General features: G+C 47.4%; 17 protein-coding genes. 11 read left to right on the top strand and 6 right to left on the bottom strand.

Annotated features, from left to right (window positions below):
- The first annotated feature begins 208 nt into the window (after nucleotides 1-208).
- The 4 genes from HQRW_RS01145 to HQRW_RS01160 all read left to right on the top strand — a co-directional run bounded on the left by HQRW_RS01145 (nucleotide 209) and on the right by HQRW_RS01160 (nucleotide 3,802).
- Nucleotides 209-727, top strand: a complete 519-nt coding sequence (locus HQRW_RS01145; RefSeq protein WP_014555122.1) for an SHOCT domain-containing protein — start codon at nucleotides 209-211, stop codon at nucleotides 725-727.
- Between the two features lie 125 nt (nucleotides 728-852).
- The gene (locus HQRW_RS01150; RefSeq protein WP_014555123.1) at nucleotides 853-1,344 is read left to right on the top strand and encodes a DUF5788 family protein; all 492 of its coding nucleotides are present in this window, start codon (nucleotides 853-855) and stop codon (nucleotides 1,342-1,344) included.
- Nucleotides 1,344-3,131, top strand: coding sequence for a DNA polymerase/3'-5' exonuclease PolX (gene polX / locus HQRW_RS01155; RefSeq protein ID WP_014555124.1), 1,788 nt, complete (start codon nucleotides 1,344-1,346; stop codon nucleotides 3,129-3,131). The genes HQRW_RS01150 and polX overlap by 1 nt, the downstream gene beginning before the upstream one ends.
- 119 nt (nucleotides 3,132-3,250) lie before the next feature.
- Entirely contained in the window at nucleotides 3,251-3,802 is a 552-nt protein-coding gene (locus HQRW_RS01160) for a Mut7-C RNAse domain-containing protein (protein WP_014555125.1), read from the top strand.
- Nucleotides 3,803-3,828: 26 nt separating this feature from the next.
- Here HQRW_RS01160 and HQRW_RS01165 read toward each other — a convergent pair whose 3' ends face one another.
- Nucleotides 3,829-4,797 (bottom strand): DUF7139 domain-containing protein, encoded by a 969-nt coding sequence (locus tag HQRW_RS01165; RefSeq protein ID WP_014555126.1) that lies wholly within the window; start codon nucleotides 4,795-4,797, stop codon nucleotides 3,829-3,831.
- A 199-nt stretch (nucleotides 4,798-4,996) separates the two neighbouring features.
- On the opposite strand from HQRW_RS01165, the gene HQRW_RS01170 reads away from it, so the two are divergent.
- A complete protein-coding gene (locus tag HQRW_RS01170) occupies nucleotides 4,997-5,368 on the top strand; it encodes a DUF5789 family protein (protein ID WP_014555127.1) in 372 nt (123 codons plus the stop codon).
- 277 nt (nucleotides 5,369-5,645) lie between these two features.
- Nucleotides 5,646-6,251 (top strand): CPBP family glutamic-type intramembrane protease, encoded by a 606-nt coding sequence (locus HQRW_RS01175; protein WP_014555128.1) that lies wholly within the window; start codon nucleotides 5,646-5,648, stop codon nucleotides 6,249-6,251.
- Nucleotides 6,252-6,633: 382 nt separating this feature from the next.
- Here the strand turns inward: HQRW_RS01175 and HQRW_RS01180 are convergent, their stop codons facing one another.
- The 4 genes from HQRW_RS01180 to HQRW_RS01200 form a co-directional block, all read right to left on the bottom strand.
- Complete coding sequence (locus HQRW_RS01180; RefSeq protein WP_011570516.1) at nucleotides 6,634-7,638, bottom strand: arsenic resistance protein; 1,005 nt, start codon at nucleotides 7,636-7,638, stop codon at nucleotides 6,634-6,636.
- A 629-nt stretch (nucleotides 7,639-8,267) separates the two neighbouring features.
- A complete protein-coding gene (locus tag HQRW_RS01190) occupies nucleotides 8,268-9,509 on the bottom strand; it encodes an IS4-like element ISHwa9 family transposase (protein ID WP_014555129.1) in 1,242 nt (413 codons plus the stop codon).
- A 76-nt stretch (nucleotides 9,510-9,585) separates the two neighbouring features.
- Entirely contained in the window at nucleotides 9,586-10,854 is a 1,269-nt protein-coding gene (locus HQRW_RS01195) for an Nre family DNA repair protein (protein ID WP_014555130.1), read from the bottom strand.
- Between the two features lie 147 nt (nucleotides 10,855-11,001).
- Entirely contained in the window at nucleotides 11,002-11,991 is a 990-nt protein-coding gene (locus tag HQRW_RS01200) for a transcription initiation factor IIB (protein ID WP_014555131.1), read from the bottom strand.
- 210 nt (nucleotides 11,992-12,201) lie between these two features.
- On the opposite strand from HQRW_RS01200, the gene rnhA reads away from it, so the two are divergent.
- A complete protein-coding gene (gene rnhA, locus HQRW_RS01205) occupies nucleotides 12,202-12,798 on the top strand; it encodes a ribonuclease HI (RefSeq protein ID WP_014555132.1) in 597 nt (198 codons plus the stop codon).
- Nucleotides 12,791-13,408: a DUF7108 domain-containing protein gene (locus tag HQRW_RS01210; protein WP_014555133.1), complete on the top strand. Its 618-nt coding sequence runs from the start codon at nucleotides 12,791-12,793 to the stop codon at nucleotides 13,406-13,408. Before rnhA ends, HQRW_RS01210 begins: the two co-directional genes overlap by 8 nt.
- A gap of 68 nt (nucleotides 13,409-13,476) precedes the next feature.
- On the opposite strand, the gene HQRW_RS01215 is transcribed toward HQRW_RS01210, so the two are convergent.
- The gene (locus tag HQRW_RS01215; RefSeq protein WP_011570520.1) at nucleotides 13,477-13,836 is read right to left on the bottom strand and encodes a PadR family transcriptional regulator; all 360 of its coding nucleotides are present in this window, start codon (nucleotides 13,834-13,836) and stop codon (nucleotides 13,477-13,479) included.
- Nucleotides 13,837-13,979: 143 nt separating this feature from the next.
- Here HQRW_RS01215 and HQRW_RS01220 point away from each other — a divergent pair, with 143 nt between their 5' ends.
- The 3 genes from HQRW_RS01220 to HQRW_RS01225 all read left to right on the top strand — a co-directional run bounded on the left by HQRW_RS01220 (nucleotide 13,980) and on the right by HQRW_RS01225 (nucleotide 15,937).
- On the top strand, nucleotides 13,980-14,513 hold the full coding sequence (locus HQRW_RS01220; RefSeq protein ID WP_014555134.1) for an inorganic diphosphatase: 534 nt from the start codon (nucleotides 13,980-13,982) through the stop codon (nucleotides 14,511-14,513).
- 120 nt (nucleotides 14,514-14,633) lie between these two features.
- Entirely contained in the window at nucleotides 14,634-14,780 is a 147-nt protein-coding gene (locus HQRW_RS16045) for a hypothetical protein (RefSeq protein ID WP_014555135.1), read from the top strand.
- A 236-nt stretch (nucleotides 14,781-15,016) separates the two neighbouring features.
- On the top strand, nucleotides 15,017-15,937 hold the full coding sequence (locus HQRW_RS01225; protein WP_014555136.1) for a rhomboid family intramembrane serine protease: 921 nt from the start codon (nucleotides 15,017-15,019) through the stop codon (nucleotides 15,935-15,937).
- Nucleotides 15,938-15,948 lie beyond the last annotated feature (11 nt).

Here is a 15,948-nt window from a genome sequence, read left to right on the forward strand (position 1 = left end):
GCCGTTGTCTCAGACGAATTCTTGCATTCTCATCAGAAAATCTATTACACGACCTCCATCACCGAGGTCGTTGTCACGAAATACGACAATCGGTTGAACTAGGGCTCAACTGTCGGATACTAACCCGTATATCACAATTCCACGGGTGAATATACTCACTCCTTGTCATATCCTGGTATTTTAGCCGTCGCCGTTACACGAATCCAATATGAATCAATCAGTCATCAAGCGTTTTGAGTCACTATCGACTCAACAGACCCTTGCGTTGACAGCCCTCGGCGGCATTATGATTGGTGCGGTGTTATTTTTCACAGCCGTGATATTCATTGAACCACTAATAGTATTACTTCGGGGTGGAGGTCCACCCGTCAGTGCCGGTCCACCACCGGAAGCGAGTGCCCCAGCACATGCAGGTCCACACAGGGCAGCGCCTCATGGGGGCTCACTCAGTGGGTTATTGCTCACCATTTTCGGGCTTATCAGCACCGTTGTCGCCATTTCTCTCGTTATGATATACCAGACAGTGACATTCGCTCATGATTCAAACTCGGATGCAGAGCATTCAGATGATGACCCTCTCAGGACACTTCGGCACCGATATGCATCAGGTGAGATTGATGATGATGAATTTAAGCGGCGCATGAGTCGAGTCAGTGAAACAGAGTCTTCCTCAACACAGGAACAATCGGAGCAAATACCAGCGAACCCCGATACACAGATTGAATAAGAATACTGGCGACTGACTACTGCTATTGATCACTACTACGTATGTAACCGTGTGGTTTTATATTATGATGTGACGTGAGGGAGCGAAGGAGCGAAGTAGTCGCTTACCATTATATTAATCAACACGTGAGGGAGTTCGAACGAAAGCGGTTATTGGAGCGGGTCAACCGTGAGGCAGCGACCGTCGGCGTTGATATTCCTGACGTCGTCGAGGTACAAGGCGAGGAGGTCGAACTCCGTGATTTCGTCTTTGAAATTAACCGACGAGATACAATTCCATCTGGTGAGCGCGACCGTGTCAACCGTGCAAAGAAGAATCTCCGTCGTGAACGCCGTGAACGATTGGATACAATTGAGACAGGAGAGATTCCATACGAGCAGGGTGAGGAGCTTGCAGATAGTATCGTTGGTATCGATCGTGCACTAAATGCACTTGAGCAACTTCGCAGTGTTGATCTTGAGTCAGAAACCCAAAAACAGACTGCTGCTGATCGGAAACGTTGGATGAACTTTCTTCAACAGGCACTCGGGCATGAAGACAGCGGCGTTGGAGCAGGTCGCGGTCGCGGTGGTCGCGGTCAAGGAAGTGGTAGTGGGACATATGGAGGACAATCATAATGCGTCGAAATGATGAAATCGCACGCCGATTTGAGGAGTTCGCAGACCGACTTGAGGCTGATGGAGTTGCATATAAGCCAAGCGCATATCGCCGCGCTGCAGAAAACATTCGTGAGTGTGCTGACCCGATTGAGGACCTTGCAGCAGAGGGACAAGATGCAGTCGAATCAATCAATCGTGTCGGTGATGCAATTGCCTCAAAAGTCATTGAATACATTGAAACCGGATCAATTGATGAACTTGATGAGCTTCGTGACCGCCTTCCAGTTGAGATTGATGCACTCACTCGTGTCGATGGGGTTGGTCCAAAGACCGTTGGAAGCCTCTATGACGAATTAGGGATCACAACGCTTGATGAACTCGCTGCGGCGGCTGAAGCCGAAGAAATCCGCGATGTCAGTGGATTCGGGGCGAAAACAGAGACAAATATTCGTGAAAATGTGGCGTTTGCCCGACAGGCTGGTGAGCGTGAACGAATTGGAGATGTCCGTCCACTCGCTGATGAAGTCCTCACGTTCCTCCGCCGTCGTGAAATAGTCGAAACCAGTGAGGTTGCTGGGTCAATTCGCCGATGGCGCGATACGATTGGTGATATCGATGTTCTTGCTGCATCAACCGAGAGTAACCAGGTTGTCGACGCATTTACTGATTGGTCAGCAGCAACAAATGTGATCGAAGCCGGCGAAAATAAGGCAAGTCTCCGTGCTGAGGGTGTTCGGATCGACCTTCGGGTAGTTGACCCCGACGAATTTGGCGCTGCACTGCAATACTTTACTGGGAGTAAAGACCACAACGTTGCATTACGAAATCGAGCGATCGAACGCGATCTAAAAATGAATGAATATGGCGTCTTTGACGTCAGCGATGTCAATACAAATAATAACGCTGATAACGATGCTGATATCGACGAAAGAAACACTCAGCGCATTGGTGACCGGATTGCCGGGAAAACAGAAGAGTCGATGTATGAAGCGCTTGAGTTACCGTGGATTCCACCGGAGCTCAGAGAGAATCGTGGTGAGATTGAAGCAGCAGCCGAGGGAACGCTCTCAGAGCTACTGACAGTCGAAGATATGTGTGGTGATCTCCATACACACACAACCCGCTCTGATGGTCGTGCAAGCCGTGAGCAGATGGTTGATGCCGCAGTTGGTCGAGGATATGAATATTACGCTGTCACAGACCATGCAAGTGGTCCTGGAATGGTCGGTGGGATCGGGCTCAGCGATGACGACCTTCGTGAGCAACGAGAGGCAATTAAGACTGCAAGCGAAACACGAGGAGATGAGATTGAACTCCTTGCAGGGGTTGAGACGAATATTGACGCAGAGGGCGACCTCTCGACAGGAGATGATATTCTCACAGAGCTTGATGTTGTTGTTGCATCGCCACACACTGCGCTTGGACAAGAGCGTGAAACAGCAACGGAACGGCTCATCCGAGCAGTGAATCATCAAAGCGTCGATGTGCTTGGTCACCCAACCGGTCGGCGAATCAACGAACGCCCTGGACTTGATATCGATATTGAACGCGTCGCAAAAGCTGCTGCTGAGGCAGAGACTGCATTAGAGGTAAATGCAAACCCCACACGACTTGACCTCCATGGAACGTTCATACAGGTGGCTCGCGATGCCGGTGCAACGATTGCGATTAATACCGATGCGCATGCACCGGAGTCACTGGCATACGCTCGTTATGGCGTGCATACTGCTCGACGTGGATGGTGTACCCCACCAGATGTATTGAATAGCTTTGATCTCACAGATCTTCGAGAATTTTTGCATTAAAATCAAGATATGCTTCACTCCGGTCGAGATCACCTGCATCACCGATATTACCCGTTTATTTTCTGCGTGAATCTGCAGAGTAATAACTATTAGAAATGGAAACAGGATAGTAATACTCGATGACAGACACTGAGGCATCATCTGAACGATTCCTTCTTGATGCAATGCTTGGCTCGCTCTCGACATATCTTCGGATGTGTGGACATGACGCCGCCTATGTGCTTGATATAACCCCTAATCGAGAAGTCGAAGAAGACAGAGATACAATAAATATGGACACTACTCCGAGTCCCTCATCTCGTGGGCTAACCGATGATGAAATCCTCGCACACGCAAGCAGTGAGAAGCGTACCATCCTCACACGTGACACTGAACTCGCACAGCGAGCAGACGATGTAGTCTTATTGACTGCCCGAGATGTTGAAGATCAACTCCATGAACTCGCTACTATTGGGTATGATTTGACGCTTCGACCACGACTTAGTCGCTGTGGTGCATGCAACGGACGTATTGAATCTCTCTCATCAGATGTGGTAGTCCCCGAGTATGCGCCCGATCCAAGTGAAAAGGACTGCTGGCAATGTCTGAGATGTGAACAGATATTCTGGAAAGGAAGTCACTGGGATGATGTCGAAGCGACGCTTGAGCGTGTACAATCATCATATAACTGATGTGAATAATAATCAGAACAACACTATCAGTCTATACGCGAAGCCCACTCCTCACAGGGAACCATATCGTCCATCAGTTCATCATGTGCAGCACAATATGGCTCGATACCAGAGTCGGTTTTGACATACTCAAAGTGTGCACAGTTTCCGCAGTATTGATCACCAAGGCTGGCATCGACATCTGCTGATCGCCATGTATTCTTCTCATTCTCTGGATGTGTTCGCGCTGACGAACTTCGTGGTGTTGGTGATGGGCGCTTTGACTGGACAGGTGATGGCTCTGATCTTTGTTCTCGTGGGTTCGAACGTGGATTTGCGTTTGTCTGTGGAGATCTTGGAGATTCTGATGATTCACTTGCAGCTGTCGGGTCAAACGGTGATGTAATCGATTCAGCTTCAGTCCCACCATCAGACGTCGGGGTTGTGTTTGTCTCATCACGAGAGGTAGTAAACAACCCGAAGGCTCCTGAAGTCGCATCAGACTGATTTCCAGCGGATGCATTCTGAGATGACTCAAATGGATCTGATTCAGCATCTGTCGCGCGGAGATTCGTGACTCCAACGAAAAGACACCAAAAAGTGACCATCGTCCCGAATGAAAAAACAGCAACAGTGAGCAATGTCAAATCTGGCTTTCCAGCTCCACAAACAGCACCAGACCACTGACATGGATACGCATGGTCGAATAAGAGCACTCCCATGAGTGAAATTCCCGTCCCAACAGCAGCCGCAGCCTTCGTCAGTCGTGCAGAAGGTAAGATAGCAAATACCCCAACTAACACAGCTGGAACGCCAACGCCAGCAAGTACACCACCGAGTTGCCGCTTCGCTGTGAGTGCCGCCGGGTCGGTCCCATAAAGAAGCTGTGTCGTTGTGACGCCAATTCCAGAGACGACGAGCATCGACCCCATGAGGAATAATGTAAGGCCAAATGTCAGTCGCCGGAGACTCGGACCCCCCTTAGTACTATTATATGTCTCCGCGAGACTGGTCATGCTATTGTATTTGAATAACAGACACAAAACCCTATGTCAGACGATTGTCTGACAGTGAAAGAGATGTGTATGTTTTAAGATAAATATTGGTTGGAATCAGATATTCAACAGATTGAGAGCGATTATTCCGGTATCGCTCACTGTATGTCACTCATGATGTGTCGAAGAGATTATTGCATCGGATAGCAAACCGGCGCATATGGCAGACGAAGCGGAAAGCGACGGTGATGACGAACCCATCGTCGAGTTGGGAGAGAAGACACCCGTCGCAGGGCAACCGCTTGCGCGTGTCGCTGCACGGCTCACCTGGCCGCATGAGGTAAGTCGGATTATCAATCAGGAGGGTGAAAATATGATCCGAACGCCATCAGGTCCACAACAAGTTGAGTCAATTCTCGCAGATATTGATGAGACATATATTGATTCACGACAGACATTTGTCTCGCTTGTTGAGGATGTTATCGGGAGCGGTCCTGTTGCGGCTGAAAGTGATGATGCGAATGGCAATGATGACGGCAATAATACAACTAATACGGATGGTGATGTGGATCCGGAAGCTGAAGCGATTTGATGTTGTGAGACAACCGACCCAGTAATATATGAATGACATACGAGAAAAACGCAATCGAGATAATCGATTATCGAGAAGTCGACATATTGAATTAATTGTATGTTATACACCACACAAAACACCATCATGATATCTATCACCTGCGTGCGAACCGGATTAAATCAAGTCAGTATAACCACGTGTTGAGCGGGCTGTGTCGGTTCGCACTCACGTCTTTGACATCATCGATCGAGTTAGTTGGCTTCAGCGAACACTTTTTATCGGAGCACTCTGCTCCGTGCTGTGGACAGTATGGACAGTTCCATCAACAGCGCTGTCACAGCGGGTCTTTCGAGACGTTTTTGTTTTCATTTGTATTCCACTGGCGCTTGCAATCACGCATGGACGGAAACTCGGATATCGTATTGATCGCACTGTAATTCGTGATACGATTATTCTCGCAGCATTTGTCCTTCCATTCTATCTTATTGGGTCATCACTCCCCAGTATTCGAGAGTATTATCCAATGTGGTCAACGACACTCGCGTTTGGAGACTTTCTCCCACATGTGATTCAACAGCTTATTATCGTTATTGCCGCAGAAACATACTATCGCGGGCTACTTTGCGTTGGTATCAGTGATGAGATTGGTCCAGTGAGTATTTTTATTAGCCCCATTATCTATGCGTTTCATCACGTTGGAAAGCCACCAATTGAATTACTCCTGTCCGGACCAACTGATATTCTGTTTGGCGCTGTTGATTATCATGCACAATCGTTACTTCCCTCAATCGTTGCTCATGGACTTGGATTGGTATTGCTTGATTGGCTTGTGCTGCATGACCCAGTACTCCCGCCTGAGTTGGTGTTAAGATTGCTTCGATGGCTCCCCATCCCGCTATGACTATAATAAAGACACATACACATGAGAATCGTCATGCATATTACATACAAACCAGTTATTATGATGTTATAGCCAAAGCAGGCTAATTGTTTCAGGAATCTTCTTTGACTCCAAAGCGGTATGTGAGGGGATATTAACACCCTTTCATCACATCATAATCATATACAAAAAATAGAGACAAAAAGATAGCATTAACGACCGAAATAAAGCACTGGTCAACTGCCTCGGGGTCAAGCTCCGAGGTATCCGCCTTGCTTCTTGATGAATAGTACAATTGAACTGTGATAGCAGCAGTATTTATTACATACTCATCGCTAATCTCCTACTCCTATCAATATCACGCGAGGCTACTGAGCTTGCAGAGAACGTAATATAAGATATCTTAGACAAGCTGCATAACTGCCTCACGAAGAGTGCTGTCGTCTTGGCGGATGTCACGGCGATAATGCATATACACTGCACCAAGTGGTGGCTGAATGACATACGCAAGCGCGATTGGAAGCACAGCCTCTGCCGGAGGGAATCCAGGGGCTGCGACGACTGCAACAGCAATTGAGAGATTTCGCATACTCGTTGCATATACGAGTGAGACACCGCGTGCATCATCCAAAACAATTCGACCAAAGAACGCCCCGATAGCAAGAATAACACTGTAAAAAATGATGAGTGGAATAACCGTGCTCATTGACGCAAGCGGGTCTGCGAGAATACTTTGTGATCGCATTGCCATTGCGATAAACACAATAAGCATAACACCGAGTGAGCTAATCCCTCCAAAGATTGGTTTGAATCGTTTGAATCCGCTGGTGCCATACCGGCGTAAAAGACCACTTCGGGTGAGCACGCCAGCGATCATCGGGACGACAACAATGAATGCAAGTTGCTGATACAGCGCCGAAGGGTCAAACCCAACATTTCCTGGGATTAACACAGAAAGGTACAGCGGTAAAACGCCAACAGCCGCAAGTAAATTCACTGACATGGCTACTAACGCTGCCTCGAGATCCCCATCGGCAAGTCCTGTCCACGCGGCTGTCATGCCAGACGTTGGGATGAGCGCAATAAAGTATAGCCCAATCGTGTATTCAATCTGTCCAGTAAAGAAGAGACGCGAAAGACCCACCGCAAGTATTGGAGCGATTCCAAAATTTATCAGAAGACTCACGACAATCACTGTTGCATGATGACGTATATTCACGATCTCACGAAGATCAATATTGATCATCATTGGGTATATCATGACAAATAACACCGGCACAACAGCGGCTCGTAACACTGATTTTGTCTCAGTGCCGGCTATCTGCCCGAATGCGAGCCCAAACAGTAATGATCCGATTACAACATAGATTAGATTCTCCTTCATCGCAGTGAGTGACTGTCGAATCATGACAAGTCACCGGTCAAACCGAGTAAAATAGCCGATATTGAGCTATCATTGCTGTAGTATTGATACTGATATTGTATTGCATTACTGAGAATATACCTACAATACGACTGCAGATGCTGATCTATAATGCGGATATGAGCTATGTCCATCCTATCTATAGTATTGTGCTTGATACTCAAAACTGTTGAGTTGCTCACTGTTAGCATTGAGCGAATAATCTGTTGTTCGTGCTCATTGCAGTCAGCATCGAGACTCGTAGCCGTCTCTCTTGACATATAGTATCTCGCTTGGAGAATAACAAATACGCATCATTAGTTATCTCAGCGCTGTGATATGCATATCAACAATCATCGATACTATTCAATTTCGGTTGATATTACCAAGGTTAAATATGAATTCTTCAGAGATAATAGCTGTCGCGTTCTGAGTTAATAAAGCCCCGGAGAAATCAATCTCTCGGAGAGTAGCTGGATCAGGATTGTCGAGAGTGTTCAGCTCCGAAAAGCTGCCAATGAACCAGATGTTGGACCGAGAGAAACGGCGTCTCAGGGTCATAGAAGAGGAAAATCACGGGTCGGGCGACAGCCGTCGCTGGCGGGCGACGGCTGTCACCGGTGATTGAGTGGTAATCAGCCGAACGTATCCAGCGTCTTATTCCAGAAGGTCCGGACTTGTTGAATTGCACGCGCCATGCCACCCTTGACTGGGTGGCACTGGCGGAACCACTCGACAAGCACGTAGCCAATCAGCGCACAGAACAGCTCGAACAAGACGCCGTTCAGCGATTTCGAGTGAAAGTTCTCGATGTTGAGATACTGCTTCAGCTCCCGAAACAGAATCTCGATGCAAGTTCGAAGCGTGTAGATACTGATCACATCGATAGGGTCGTACGCTGACGACGCCAGCGTCGTCAGGTACTCGATCTCTTCTCCATCTGGCGCGTTCAGAACAATCCGACGAAACTCCTCACCAGTCTCGGCTAACTCAATTCGCTCATCACGAACCTGCCGTGTCGATTCGTCAGCAGAATCCCTTGGCTGAGCGCCTCTCTCGGGAGTAATGCTGACTTCAAACTCTTCGAGTGTCTCAATGAGTTCAAATCGAGCGTCTGAGTACATCAGTGTGACAAAATCATTGTCACTGTGCTTGATCTCACAGAACCGTAGATATCGCGTGTATGCACGGTCAAACGTCCAGATGACCGAGTCGAGGTCTGCGAAGACCTCGACATCGTCTTCAAGGAGATCGAACTGCGGGCTTTCGTGGGTATCGCCTTCTGTGACAGTTGCACCAAGCGGATGCTTGTGTTTGCCGTCTACACGTGCGGCACAGTGAAGCTCAACTCCTCCGCCATCCGTGTCTATCTCGTAGATGTCTTCATCGTCTCCGACGAACTCGTCTGAGACGACAACAGAGCGCGTAAGTTCGAGGTTTGTGGCATCAACAGCGACAACACCTCGTGTCATCCACCCCAGTCGTTTTCGTTGAACTCCACGTTGATGATACAACTGTGGCGTGTGCAGTAACTCGAATAGGAGACGAACGACCGCACGGTAGTCGCGGTCGTTCGTGAGTTCTGAAAACCGTGATTTAGGCATGTGTTCGAGTGAGTCGTCGACAATGGTTTTATCCTCAAGTTCAGCGAGTGAGCTGGAGGGGTCAAGACCCTCACGAACAACCGTCTTGACGTGGTTCGTGAAGTCATGTTTGTCGGAATGGAGCCCAATCTTGAACTCATCGGCAATCGACTCGCTGTCGACTTCGTCGAGCAGCGAGTACAGTTCGTCAGCGACGAGATCAGTAGAATTGATATTAGAGGCGTCCGTTACGTCTTCTGACGGCCTGTTTGCTGAATCAAATTGCACAGACATTACGGGCCGTCACTAACGGCTCACGCCGTTTTTATATACTCAGAACGCGACAGGATAATAGTAGTGAGGACATATTTCAGGTGAACGTATCAAAGGTTGCTTGCCGTCCGGCAGCAATTGTTGAGGCACGATGCAGACGTGCTGACGATATGGGCAGATGCTCACAGACACCATCGATTGCTTCATGCATTGTTTCTGATATCGCCGGTGTATCATCAAGTGTATCGCGAACCGTTTCACGAACCTGCCAGACACCGACTGGTGCCCAATAATCTGCTGAGATGTGTCGAAGAATAAGCGCTTTTGCTCGACGTCCTCGCTGAGCGAGATGTTCAAGCACACCAAGGCGAGCAGCGTGATATGCGCCTGCAGTTTCAGAGACATATTTTGTTCGTCCCTCTCGGCCTTCCCAATCAGTTGTTATTGCGGTTCCTGCCTCCGGTTTCGGGTTCCAAATGCTCCCGGGGGCTTTCATTTCAACGAGTTCGTACTCCCACTCTCCAGGTGCAAGGATAACCCAGAACGCATTCCCAAGAAACGACTCACGATGTATTTCAACGCTATTGATATCTTGATTTGTCCGAATTCGACCGCGCAAATAGCGTCCAATAACATCATCAACAGCAGTAATTGACCATCGGGTTGGGACGAGTCGGCGCTGATCAGTTCGCCCAAGTGCTCCTGCTGAGAGAATGGTGTTTATATCATAAATATCGAAATCCCGACGATAAAGATATGTAATCGCTCCTTCTGCGTTCCAGTCATCATCCGATATTGTCTTTTCGACTGCCCGTGGAACATGTGGATTTTCATTAAGCGCTGCGGATTCTGCTCGCGCTCTTGGTCCAACCGGTGTTGAAACATCTGCTGGATTCACATCAAAGTCAATATTTGGACGATTTACAAGCCCGATTTCGACAGTTACCGGATGATCAGCAATGGCAATTTCACGTTGCGTCCCGAGAAATCCATCTCCATCCCACGTTTCTGCGACATTTGTGACCGGACGAGTTGTTGTTGAATTCAGTAATGATGCCCGCCGCTCGAAGACATCCGAAATTGAAATATCCTCATTGTACCATGTGTCCGATGTAATAAACTGACTTACGTCATCATTGTGCCCAACTGGTGAAAGGACACCTGTTGAGACATGCGGATAATTTGATGTGCCGACAAAAATAGATGGAGAAACCCCACCATACAGTGAATCTCCCTGGACAGTCGACTCAAATCGATCCTGAAAATCATCGAGATACTCAACGATATCATATGACCGATTTTTAGCGAGTCGACGTCGTTCTGCCCGCTTATTTTGCTCAATATCCACATACTCATCTAGACGCATCAGTATTCATCGAAAATTAAAGAGCAAACAATATGAACGGTCCGACTACACTATCCGAATTCGTGGGCAACATCAAAATATCAGCGTGCTAGGGTATCAGCTTATCAATTCAATATATCGGATAGACTGGGTTCTGAGCGGTACGTTTCAGGTCGGAATCCCCATCGCCTCAATCTGTTCTTGATATCGATTCCGAATCGTCACCTCAGTCACTTGCGCAACATCTGCAACTTCCCGTTGTGTTTTTTTCTCATTACAGAGTAATGACGCAGCATAGATAGCAGCAGCAGCGTATCCTGTCGGTGATTTCCCCGAGAGAAGACCCTGTTCGGCTGTTGTCTCAATAATTTCATCTGCTTTTGATTGAACTTCTTTCGAGAGGTCAAGTTCTGAGCAAAACCGTGGAACATATTTCTTTGGATCAACCGGTCTCATCTCCAGACCAAGTTCCTGAGAGATATATCGATATGTTCGTCCAATCTCTTTTCGTTCAACACGCGATACCTCTGAGATCTCCTCAAGTGACCGAGGGATCCCTTCTTTTCGACAGGCGGCATACAATGCAGAGGTGGAAACACCCTCAATTGATCGCCCTCGGATTAGATCCTCACTGAGCGCTCGTCGGTAAATAACGGATGCAACCTCACGAACTGACCGTGGAACACCAAGTGCTGATGCCATACGATCAACCTCTGAAAGTGCAAACTGAAGATTCCGCTCGCCGGCATCTTTTGTTCGAATTCGCTCCTGCCACTTGCGCAGCCGGTGCATCTGTGAGCGCTTCTCAGATGAGAGTGACCGCCCATAGGCATCCTTGTCTTTCCAGTCGATTGTTGTTGTCAGCCCCTTATCGTGCATCGTTTTTGTCGTCGGTGCACCGACACGGGACTTTGATTGCCGCTCAGAGTGGTTAAACGCCCGCCACTCAGGACCTCTATCGATTTGCTCTTCTTCAACGACGATACCTGTTGGCTCGTGTATAATCTCCCCATCCCCTGTACGAATGAGGTCTTTGTCGTCGACATTGTCAAGATCAATATCGTCAACAGCCTCATCCGTATTAGTATCCTTTTCCCGTTCGCCCTGCCATCGCGTTCGTTCACTATCTCGTTCCCGCTGGCGGGTGGACCGTGTCATCGCATTTTTATATTCGATATCTTGATTTACTTAAATCTTGGCTAAATTGCTGTATATCCATGTTCTGAGTGAGGTCATATCGCTCATATTATGTCCTAACGAACTGAGAAATCACATAAAGATAGCTGATTAACCGAGTATGTAATAATTGTGATAAGTATGAGACCACCGGACCGAACGGTTCTTTTCTGCGGTCGGCATACTATGCATATGCCAAGTGTGGACTGTGACCCAGGTGAAGCCCGTGAACGACTCACCGAGGCAGGCATCACGGTCATGGCTGGGAATACTGAGTATGAACGCTGGCGCGCTGAACGCGGTGCGGCGACGGCTGTTGCATATGATGAAACAGTTGTTGTTCAAGGGTCGCGTCCTGATGATCTATTGGGACTCCTACGAGTTGACACCGGTGGTCGGGCACACGTGTATTTTGATGGGGCATGTCGAGGGAACCCGGGACCGGCGGCAATTGGATGGGTCCTTGTGACAAATGAGGGTATTATTGCTGATGGTGGTGAGGAGATTGGTAAAACAACCAATAATCGAGCGGAGTATGCCGCACTGGAACGTGCAATTGAAATGGCTCGTCAATATGGATTTACTGAGATTGATATCCGTGGAGATTCACAGTTAATTATTCGACAGGTGACTGGTGAATACGACACGAACGAACCAACACTACGTGAATATCGTGTTCGTGTCCGTGAATTGCTGCAAACATTCGATCGCTGGAGCATCGAACATGTTCCTCGCGACGTGAACAGTCATGCTGACAAACTTGCAAATGAGGCGTTTGATAATGGGTAAACGCGACCACAACCACGACCGCGACCACGGTCAACAAGACGATGCAGAAATTACAGATGCAGAGAGTGGCGATGCAGAGAGAACGTCACTTCCACAGTCTGTTATTGATGAGGCTGAACGACTCACGCGTCTTTGTATCAATACCACCGTTGATGCTGAGATAACGGCGTATCGGAATGAACGGCAGTCCTTGCTTGATGAACACGGGTATGCTGCACGAGTCCGCGATGCGGACGACACACTCGTGTTATATCCACAGTCGTGGCTTGTAGATGGTATTGCACAGTTCGATCAGATCGATAATACCGACCGAGCAGTCGAAATATCACTGTCAGGCCCAGCTATCGGGGCAGATTGGGAGAACGTCGAAACAACCAATAAAACGATTATTGACATGATCCGACAGGAACATGGAAAAGCACATGCAAGAAATATCCGAGCATTTGCTGATTTTATGGGAAATCATTATCTCAAATCCGTCACTGAAGCAACAAAAGATGAGCGCGAGGAATTTATCAACGAATATTACACACGAAACGTTTGGCCTTCAGAGAAAGAAGCAGCAATCGTTTCTGAAAGTATTAGACTGCTCGATACTATTGAGGGGTAGGTGCCCGAAGCCTACCATAGATTGCGTTTGTCTTTGTGTTTGTCTATGTCTATGTCTATCGGATAGACTTACAGCTCTTCTTCGACAAGATCAAGAAGTCTATTTGCCCGAGACTCATCTGTAACAAACTTTGAGAAGACCCATCCAAGACGGTCAAGAACGGCGTCATATCCCTCATCCGTGAGTTCGTACTGATTTGTCCGTTTGTCAAGCTCACTTTTTGTGACAAGACCAGACTCAACAAGATCATCAAGATTGGGATATAGTCGTCCATGATTCACTTCAGTCCCATAGTACGATTCAAGATCTCGTTTAATCGCAAGCCCATACATTGGTTCTTCTGAAAGAATAACCAAGATATTTTGTTGGAACGCCGTCAAGTCGCGTACAGATGAGGAACCATCTGTAATTGATTGTGCCTCTGACATACAGATGTACGAAGTAGTGTAAGCATTTAATCTTTTATACATTCATATTATCAGGAAATATAAATACTCAGGTTGAACAAAACAAAAACGGTCCGTAGAGTGGATGCGAAAGGATTTTTTACCTAATCAATAACGTCACTAGTATGTCGAATCTTTGGACAGACCTGGAGACAGGACCGGATGCCCCCGATGTTGTCTATGCTGTTATTGAATGTTTGAAAGGTGAACGAAATAAATACGAATATGATAAAGACGTCCCGGGTGTTGTGCTTGACCGGGTGTTGCACTCAAATGTCCATTATCCCTCAGATTATGGATTCCTTCCACAGACATACTATGATGATGAAGACCCCTTCGATATCATGGTGCTTGTTGAAGATCAAACATTCCCTGGCTGTATTATTGAGGCACGTCCAGTGGCGCTGATGCGGATGGACGACGATGGTGAAAAGGATGACAAAGTCATTGCGGTCCCTGATGAGGACCCACGATATGATCATGTTGAAGATCTTGATGACCTTACCGACCAAACAACGGCTGAAATTGCTGAGTTCTTTGAAACATACAAGAATCTTGAAACAGGCAAACAGACTGAAACACTTGGATGGGAAGGCGCCGACGCAGCAACCGATGCGATTGAGCATGCCATGGAACTGTATGAAGAACAGATTGACTGAGTGATACTAGCCAGCAGACACCCCTAATGATTGAATAAACATGTGAGTAATATATGATAGGGTTGATATGCGATATGCGCATGAGTAATTTTTTGTCTACTGGTCCGGTAATATATGATGATGAGTGCTGAGAAACCTGACTTCGGCGTTGCACATCCCACCGTTATTCCTGGAAGCTATCAAGGATTAGATATAGTTGATGCTGACTCAGATGTTAATGAAGACATTGATAACCGAACATCTGAGTTGGAAATGCTGACTCAATAATTACATTTTGCTATTATATCAATTATTTGACCACTTAATTGAACAACAGGTGATGATTCGGATATGAGTCGTTGGCAATATAGTCACTAATTATATCCGGAGCCACAATTACGTATGTTGGAATTATATTTTATTTGTCTTATTTCGAATAACGAAATCACAGTACCAACAATTGATATCCGGGTTTAATCTGCCAAGGGGAACCGCTTTTACTTCCGCCCCGAGTATATTTGATAATGGCTACCTGCGACGAGTGCGGGAAGCATGAGAACCTCCCGTATCAGTGCCAACGATGCGGAAGCACGTTCTGTGCGGAACATCGGCTCCCCGAGAATCATGACTGCCCAGGGCTTAATGGCTGGGATGATCCTGCCGGCGTCTTTGACAGCGGATTCGATGATTCAGTGAATAATCCTGGTGGACAATCAGCTTCGAGTAAATTATCCAGCAAGCTTGCTGATATCGGCGGTCCACTTGGGTACTTCCGCAAGAATATGAGCTACGTGTTCCTTGGGATAATGTGGATTACATTCGGACTTCAGTTTTTTATCCTTCCATTATTGGGAGCATTCCCTGGTAGCTCACTTTGGCAAGCTATCTTTGTGCTCTCCCCGGATCACGTTGGATACATCTGGACATGGCTCACCTCGATTTTCGCACATGGTGGATTCGCGCATATTGCGTTCAATAGTATTGCGTTGTACTTTTTCGGACCGGTTGTTGAACGGTATCTTGACACAAAGCGATTCACTGCACTATTCATTGGTGCTGGAGTCATTGCAGGGCTTGCACAGATTGCATCAACGCTGCTTACAATGGGTCCAACAGGCGCAGGGGTCGTTGGTGCGTCTGGAGCGATTATGGGCGTTCTTGGAGTATTGACCGTATTAAACCCGAAATTAAAAGTGTATTTGTATTTCATTATTCCAATGCCACTGTGGGTTTTGACATTTGGGTTTGCAGCCTTCAGTATTGTTGCTGGATTTGGTGCTGCAGGCGGTGGGATCATTGGTGGAAATGTTGCTCACCTCGCACATCTTGCTGGGCTCGTGATTGGATTAGCATATGGGGTTCGTGTCCGTGACCGAGTTGGTGTTCCGAATTCATTACAACTTGGCGGTGGCGGTCGGGGTGGCGGTCCTGGTCGACGATTCTGATTTTGTGAATA

Source organism: Haloquadratum walsbyi C23 (genome assembly GCF_000237865.1).
In the GTDB taxonomy this organism is placed as follows: Archaea; Halobacteriota; Halobacteria; order Halobacteriales; family Haloferacaceae; genus Haloquadratum; species Haloquadratum walsbyi.

Coding starts and splice junctions, on each gene's coding strand:
- HQRW_RS01160 (WP_014555125.1), top strand. CDS start 3,251: ATGACAGACACTGAGGCATCATCTGAACGATTCCTTCTTGATGCAATG.
- HQRW_RS01170 (WP_014555127.1), top strand. CDS start 4,997: ATGGCAGACGAAGCGGAAAGCGACGGTGATGACGAACCCATCGTCGAG.
- HQRW_RS01165 (WP_014555126.1), bottom strand. CDS start 4,797: ATGACCAGTCTCGCGGAGACATATAATAGTACTAAGGGGGGTCCGAGT.
- HQRW_RS01195 (WP_014555130.1), bottom strand. CDS start 10,854: ATGCGTCTAGATGAGTATGTGGATATTGAGCAAAATAAGCGGGCAGAA.
- HQRW_RS01210 (WP_014555133.1), top strand. CDS start 12,791: ATGGGTAAACGCGACCACAACCACGACCGCGACCACGGTCAACAAGAC.
- polX (WP_014555124.1), top strand. CDS start 1,344: ATGCGTCGAAATGATGAAATCGCACGCCGATTTGAGGAGTTCGCAGAC.
- HQRW_RS01145 (WP_014555122.1), top strand. CDS start 209: ATGAATCAATCAGTCATCAAGCGTTTTGAGTCACTATCGACTCAACAG.
- rnhA (WP_014555132.1), top strand. CDS start 12,202: ATGCCAAGTGTGGACTGTGACCCAGGTGAAGCCCGTGAACGACTCACC.
- HQRW_RS01220 (WP_014555134.1), top strand. CDS start 13,980: ATGTCGAATCTTTGGACAGACCTGGAGACAGGACCGGATGCCCCCGAT.
- HQRW_RS01215 (WP_011570520.1), bottom strand. CDS start 13,836: ATGTCAGAGGCACAATCAATTACAGATGGTTCCTCATCTGTACGCGAC.
- HQRW_RS01200 (WP_014555131.1), bottom strand. CDS start 11,991: ATGACACGGTCCACCCGCCAGCGGGAACGAGATAGTGAACGAACGCGA.
- HQRW_RS01225 (WP_014555136.1), top strand. CDS start 15,017: ATGGCTACCTGCGACGAGTGCGGGAAGCATGAGAACCTCCCGTATCAG.
- HQRW_RS16045 (WP_014555135.1), top strand. CDS start 14,634: ATGAGTGCTGAGAAACCTGACTTCGGCGTTGCACATCCCACCGTTATT.
- HQRW_RS01180 (WP_011570516.1), bottom strand. CDS start 7,638: ATGATTCGACAGTCACTCACTGCGATGAAGGAGAATCTAATCTATGTT.
- HQRW_RS01190 (WP_014555129.1), bottom strand. CDS start 9,509: ATGTCTGTGCAATTTGATTCAGCAAACAGGCCGTCAGAAGACGTAACG.